Source organism: Streptomyces sp. NPDC050549 (assembly GCF_040655035.1).
Lineage (GTDB): Bacteria > Actinomycetota > Actinomycetes > Streptomycetales > Streptomycetaceae > Streptomyces.
On sequence record NZ_JBFAJD010000095.1, the window covers coordinates 1 to 6979 of the forward strand.

At 62.2% G+C, this 6979-nt stretch carries 5 protein-coding genes; all 5 read left to right on the top strand.

The window, feature by feature from the left end:
- Positions 1-421: 421 nt before the first annotated feature.
- The 5 genes from AB0I51_RS47980 to AB0I51_RS48000 all read left to right on the top strand — a co-directional run bounded on the left by AB0I51_RS47980 (position 422) and on the right by AB0I51_RS48000 (position 6699).
- Complete coding sequence (locus AB0I51_RS47980) at positions 422-1651, top strand: cytochrome P450 (RefSeq protein WP_362985784.1); 1230 nt, start codon at positions 422-424, stop codon at positions 1649-1651.
- Positions 1652-1662: 11 nt separating this feature from the next.
- The gene (locus AB0I51_RS47985; protein ID WP_362985792.1) at positions 1663-1842 is read left to right on the top strand and encodes a ferredoxin; all 180 of its coding nucleotides are present in this window, start codon (positions 1663-1665) and stop codon (positions 1840-1842) included.
- A gap of 1017 nt (positions 1843-2859) precedes the next feature.
- The gene (locus AB0I51_RS47990; protein WP_362985786.1) at positions 2860-4341 is read left to right on the top strand and encodes an FAD-dependent oxidoreductase; all 1482 of its coding nucleotides are present in this window, start codon (positions 2860-2862) and stop codon (positions 4339-4341) included.
- 201 nt (positions 4342-4542) lie between these two features.
- Positions 4543-5574 (top strand): histidinol-phosphate transaminase, encoded by a 1032-nt coding sequence (locus tag AB0I51_RS47995; protein ID WP_362985788.1) that lies wholly within the window; start codon positions 4543-4545, stop codon positions 5572-5574.
- A 42-nt stretch (positions 5575-5616) separates the two neighbouring features.
- The gene (locus AB0I51_RS48000) at positions 5617-6699 is read left to right on the top strand and encodes a cupin domain-containing protein (protein WP_362985790.1); all 1083 of its coding nucleotides are present in this window, start codon (positions 5617-5619) and stop codon (positions 6697-6699) included.
- The last annotated feature ends 280 nt before the right edge of the window (positions 6700-6979 follow it).

The window sequence follows — 6979 nt, forward strand, 5'->3', positions numbered from 1 at the left end:
GTCGCGTTCACCGTCTCCAGTCCGGACGGTCCGGCCGCCTTGGCGCATGCACACGCGATCAGCTCATCTCGCTGAGTGAGAACGCATCAGCCCTGGACCCACCGCCGACTCCGGTGGCGTGGCACGTACTGACAGAAAACTGCGCACTGGATGACAAGTATCGGGAAAAATAACCTGGCACCATACACGGAAGTAGCCGCGACTTAGTTTTTCAAATGACGGCGACCGGACTGGCATAATCGACCAACCCGCACAGACCGCTTCCTGTGCGACAGAAAGCGACCGGTGGGCGAAAACCCTCATGGGCTGTTCTGAGGCGCTCGACGTCCTTGCCGACGCCGGATTCATTTCCATCCGGATCTCCGAGCAAGAATCCGCGAAACCCTCTATCCCATTCGCATTCGCAGGAAGGCGAACACACGTGACCGAAGAGAACGTTACTCCGTTCACCCCGCACGATGCGGGTCACGTAGCCGATCCCGACGACGCTCTCGAAGCCGCGCGCCGCAAGTGCCCCGTCAGTCAAGTCAGTGATGTCTTGTTTGTTGTCACCTCTGACATAGATGTCCGCGCGCTGTTCAAGGATAGTGCGAACTTTTCAAACAGGGGGAACTTCACGATTGGCCGCGAAGATCGGAATCACGCATTTCCTGGTATTACGAACCTCGACCCGCCAGTGCACACGGAACTGCGGTCGAGGCTTCTTCGGAGTATGGCTCCAAAGAAACTGCGATTGCTCGGTCCACGTGTCGCTCAAGTCATAGCGAGGACGCTGGATAGGCTACCCCTCTCCGGCGAAGTCGAACTCCACAATGACTACGTATCGCACATCCCGTCGGCCGTGACGTACTCCATGATCGGCCTTCCCGAGGAGTACTGGTCCGAGGTCGAGGCCCTGGCGGACGCGCTGGTCGAGGCGGTCCCTGCGCCCGAGACGAGTATGCCTGAATACGACAGACTGATGGAACTGATGAGTCAGATCGTGCGCGATCGGCGCGAACATTCTGAGCAGCGCCGGGACGACGTCCTGGATAATCTCTGTTTCGCTGCTCCGGGTGAGCGCGAGATGGAGGACCTTGAGGTCGTCATGCACTTGAGGCAGCTCTTCGCAGCTGCTACGGACACAACCCGTGCGTTGATTGCGAATTGCATATACCGGCTCTTGGAGCATGGCGACTGGGCGCGCATCGTGGCCGACCGATCGCTGCTCAAAAACGCAATCGAAGAATCTCTACGGTTTGACTCGCCAGCGCAGTTCATGACGCGATCCGTAGTACGAGAATCTGTCATCGGCGAGTGTCCCGTGACCGCGGGTCACAAGGCTTACCTCAGCATCCAATCTGCCAATCACGACGAGGCTGTCTGGGGATCGACAGCTCGTCATTTCGATATCACACGACAGGTTGCCGTGCAACATGTCGCCTTTGGGCGCGGTATTCACAGTTGCCTCGGTGCGCCGTTGGCCCGCATGGAGGCGTATATGGCGATCGGCGCCCTCATGGATCACTATCCGCGCATGGCTGCCGGCCGCCGAGCGACATGGGAGAAGTGTGATGGGCTGCTTCTGAGGCGCCCGAAGGAAGTATGGGCCCGACTTGTGGGGGAGACGCCCGCAGCGGTCGGCACCAACGCCGGGCAGGTGGCCGAATGAAGCGGGTCGTAATGGACCGTGTCACATGCGAAGGGCACGGCCTGTGTGAAGTTGCGGCACCGGCGCACTTCGAGCTCGATGATGAAGGTGAGCTGGCGGTACTGGAGCCGCAGGTCAGCACTGATGATGAATCGCGGGTCCAGGAAGCGGTTCGAAGTTGCCCGGTCGGTGCTCTGCGACTGGAAGCATGAGACCGAGGGAGGCAGTGATTGTCAGCGCTTCCGGCGCCGGTGTCAGGCGTGCTCGTGCACCGCGCGATTCGGGGCATGACGGCCGAGTTCGACTCCTTGATGCGGAAGCTGCGCCACCGTCGATGAACAGCATCTCTGGTCCACCTTCCGGAACTGCGGACCAAGTCGTTTTCATCGCCATCAGCGCGGGGCGATGAGGGCCAAGAGCCCCCGCACCACCCGCAGCAGAACCTTCTCCGGCTGGGTCCACGCCGCTTTCGTCATCGACGTCTTCTCCCGCATGGTCGTCAGCCGGCAGCTCGCCGCCTCCCCCCTCTCTACCGACCTCGCCACCCACAACCTCGCGGCGGAGCCTCCCTGTGTCAATCCAGGAATGCGGCTGACTCAGTCGCCACGAAACTCAAGGCTCGACATTCTGTGCCAGGCGACGACGGATCGGCAGGTCGCGCTGGATCATAGCCAGTGCTGCCACGATCGCAATTGCGCGCAGCGTCTCGGTCTGCCATTTGCATCGCCTGATCAGAAAGCGCCGACTGGTGGGCGCCCGGCGCGATCCAACCTGCTGAAACCGGCCAGTTGGGTTCAGCAGGAGTGTCCTCCCCCGCGGAAAAGGTTCAGGGTTTCGTCACCAGTTGATCCGCGCGATCGCGGCACGCTGGCGAATAGTCAATGCCGCCAAGTTCAGTAGGATGTTCCGCGCGGCCTTTGACCCGTAACCGCGGGAGGACCGGGCTACCGCGCCGACCACCCTCGACGACCGGATCCACCACCGACCCCCGTGACGTGGCACGTACCGACAGAAAATTGCGCACGGGATGACAAGTATCAGGAAAAATAACCTGGCACCATACACGGAGTAGGCGAGAGCTGGTCTTTCAAATAACTGCGGCCGGAGTGGCGAGTGAGTTGCGCGACCTCGACCGGTCCGGCGCATGCACCGTCGCGGTGCCTTACGGGGCCGTTTGATTCTGTCGTTCTACCACTTCCGGGAGATGCCTTATGACCGCTCGAAGTAGCATGGATATCGCCGTCGTAGGGAATGGCGTGCTCGGACTGTCGATCGCTGTCGAAATCGCACGCCGGGCACCGAAGCTAAAAATCGCGGTAATCGGTCCTCCGGGACGGACCCTCGCAGCATCCATGGCAGCCGGCGCAATGCTGAATTGCTTCGGCGAGGTGACAAAGTACACCCATCAACACCCCGCTGCCGAAGCCAAGTTCGCCATCGCACGCCAAGCGCTCGACGAGTGGCCCGCGTGGCTGGACCGACTCTGCGACGAAATCGGGCACGACGCCGCGGCCCTGCGCGCCTCGCGAACCGAGGGTACGTTCGTGCTGCTGAGTGGCAGGTCGGGGCATCTCGCCCAGGAGAACTTCCAGGCCATGCGCGCAGCGCTCATCAAGTACAACGAGCCGCACGAGCAGGTCGACCCCCAGGACATCGAGGGCCTGGATCCCAGCCCCAGCGCACGCCCCTCGCACGCCGTGCACCTGCCTCGCGAAGGCGCCATCGACGCACGGGCCGTCGTCTCCGCGCTGGAGGCGGCAGCATGCCGCCACGGCGTCCACATTCTTCCCGCCACGGTGCAGGCACTCCTGGCCGACGCTGACACAGTCACCGGCGTACAACTCGCCGACGGCAGCACACTCAGCGCCGGCACCGTCATCCTCGCGGCGGGAAGTACGGGCAGCGCTCTCGCCGACAGCGTCCTGCCTCCCGGCGCGACCCCACCCATGCTGCACGGCAATGGTCTGTCACTGCTCACCAAGCGCACTGCCCCCCACCGCGCCCGTGAGGTACTGCGCACACCCATTCGCGCCGGATCATGCGGTCTCCACCTTGTACCCCTGGCGGGAGAAGACCAGGAGTACATCGGCGCCAACAACATGGTCACTCTCCATCCGGCACACGGGCCCGGGGTCGGTGACGGCCATGCGTTCCTGCGCCAGATATGCGAGCACCTCGACCAGAAGATCGCGTCCTCGCAGGTCACCCAATGGCTGCACGGAGCGCGCCCGATGTCCCTGGACTGCTTCCTCCTGATCGGTGAGAGCAGCCTCCGTGGGCTCCACTTCGCCACCGGAACCTATCGAGACGGATTCCACTGCTCACCGGTCATCGCCCGCCACGTCAGCGACACCGTCCTGAACCAGGCCACCACCAACCCGAACTTCGACTGGTTCACCCCGAAACGCCTGCCGATCCAGACAATGACCGTCGAGGAAGCCATCGCGGAATTCGCTTCGCACGAAGTGGATGCCGCCTACGAATACGGCCTGGCCCTCCCCTTCTGGCTCGACAGCGAAACGGTCGCTCAGCACTCCAGGCAGCGGGCCCGACGAGTTCACGAAGAGCTGGACGAACTCGTTGCTCTGCCTCCGGACAACCTCATGGCTCTCCAGGGCCTTACCGCCTCGGAAGGTCTCGCCGACTTGCGCCTTTACCTGCATGCAGCGCGCGCTTACCACCAGAAACCCACGCAGGCCGCGGCAGTTTAGTCCCTCCTCGTAAAGGGAGACTCGGGGTGCTCCACTTTCGCGCCGTCGTCCACCGTGCCCTGCTGCACGCCGCCGTGGTCGCCTGCTCCTTCCACACGGCCGGCCCGCCCAGCGCTACCTCGCCGACCTGCGACGCAACAAGTCGACTAAATTCCAAGACCCCGTGAAGGTATCTGACCAGTGCGAGAATGCATTCAGTCCTTGGGATTGCCAGGACCTTCGGGACAGCGTCCTGAAGCATCTGGATTCATCAATCTTCGATTCAATGAGAATCCTTTCGGCGGGCAGCACCTTCGCTACCCTGAGCACTCGCCGGATTTCCTTGCTCCTGTATATCTGAGCGCACTGGAAATCCTCGATCCGACTACCGAAGGCGGCGTATGTCGTCCCTCTGAAACGGATGCGGTGATCACTCGGGGTGCCACGGAAGCGCTGGATCTGGTACTGCGGGCACTTTTTGAACCGGGGAAGGATGCCGTGGCGGTCACGTGGCCAAGCTTCGGCTTCTTCGAGCGACTCGCAACACTGCACAACGTCGCTCAATATCGTGTGGCACTCGGCGGGGCACGGTACGACCGATTGGATATCGATCGCCTGCTGTCTCTTCCAGTGAAAGGGATTTTCCTTTGTGACCCCAACAACCCGACCAGTACCTGTCTGAACGCCGACGACTTGGACTGCTTGCTGGACCGCTTTGACGGGATCGTCATCATCGACGAGGCCTATTCCGAGTTCACCGCTCGACCTTCACACCGGCACAAGCTGAACGCCCATCCCAACCTGATCTCGGTGCGGTCGATGTCAAAGGCCCTGGGCATGGCAAACCTGCGACTCGGAGCGTTGTTCGGAGCACCTGCCATCCTCGGCGCAGTACGTAAGGTTCGACCGCCCTTCCCCATCTCGAGCCTGGTCACCGAGGCCGCCACAGCGGAACTGGCTCAACCCGCACAACTCGCGTCCAGGATCGCTTCCTACGTGGCAGAACGCGACCGACTGGCGAAAAACCTCATGGCCTCTCCTGAGGCGCTCGACGTCTTTGCAGATGCCGGATTCATTTCCATTCGGGTCGCTGACCTAGACTCCGCGACGGCGAAACTGCAAGACGCCCATATCGCCGTGGCACCCGAGCCAGAAGGCTGGCGCAACCATCTGCGGATCTCTATCGGATCCTCGTCCGAGAACACGCGGTTGCTTGCCACTCTCCATCGGAACGCTCAACGTACCACTCTCTGACTTCCCTCTGTCCCATTCGCGTTCACAGGAAGGTGAACACACGTGACCGAACAACTAGCCATCGAGAAAAGGCAGTTGGAGAACGCGGTCCTGACCGTCTCCCGCAACGACATCCGAGAGATTTCCTCCGTCATGGTCGAGGGCAATACTCACCAGCTCGGAGAGCAGCGTGACTTTCGGCGGAACGACCTTCTGGCCAATTTCCTCCCGGAAGCCGGCCGCCTTTCCGTCGCCTGGGTACGCCTTGCCGACGGCGAGCAGCTGGACATCCACCAACATCCGGTCAAGTCGATGATCATCGTCTGCAAGGGCTCGGTCCGTCTCCTCGGGGACAGGGAGCAAGAACTGGCCGAGGGGGACACCGTCGCCGTTCCCCCGGGCGCCCGGCACGGCTTCGTGACCAGGCCGGGTGAGGAGTTCTGCGGACTCTCGGTGCAATTCGAGGGGAGCGGGCTCTACGAAAACGAACACGAAGCTCGAGTCGAGTTCAGCGGGGACTCCACGCCACTGGCCAAGCTGGAGGAATACAACGCCGAGCGGCTGCGCAAATTCAGCGATCACCACTTCTTCGACCTGTTCGACGGCGGCCATGTGGGACGAGACCGAAGGATGCGCGACCGCTTCGTATCCGCTCTCTACGTCTGGTCCGTGTACTTCCAGCGCATGCTCTACGCACGGCAGGCGACCTGCGCCGATCCACTGTTGCGTGAGGTGTACGCGGGCCATCTGCGCGAGGAGTTCGGACACGACCGCCTACTCAAGGAGAGCCACGGCGTCAACGACACGGTTTACGACCCCATCCTGGAAGCCGTCGGCAACTGGTTCGTGATGCAAATGCACGGAACAGACGAGGCATCGAAGATCGTCATCGTTCACATGGCCGTCGAGACGTGCTGCCAGCTGTTCGGCGAACGCACCGGCGTGGCCTTCACCGAGGAAGGCACAGACGGTACCTCCTACTTCGACCTCCATTTCGAGGTGGACGAGGACCACCGGGAACTGGGCCGCGACTACCTCAAGGGACTGTCTGCCGCGCAATTCCCGCAGCTGATGCAGGTCTGCACCCAGGCATGGGACCAGATCGACCTGCTCTTCGAACGCATCTCCGCCCACATGGTGCGCTGACGGGACAACGCGGGAAAGGAGGGCCCATGCGGCACACGCACGCGGGTGGGGGACTGTTTCCCCACCCGGAGAACCGTGAAATGTTCACGAAACTGCTGCGGCAAGTCATCGACGACTACTACCGGTGGCACACGCAGTGCGCAGAAGCTGCCGCACCGGCTCTCATCGACCCCAGGCACGAGACCCTAGTGCTCTGACCGGGAAGGTTCGCCGGGTTGCTGGTTAGGGCGGTTGGATGGGCGGTGACGTCCGTTCCGACCGCTGGAGGTGCGGTGGCCGA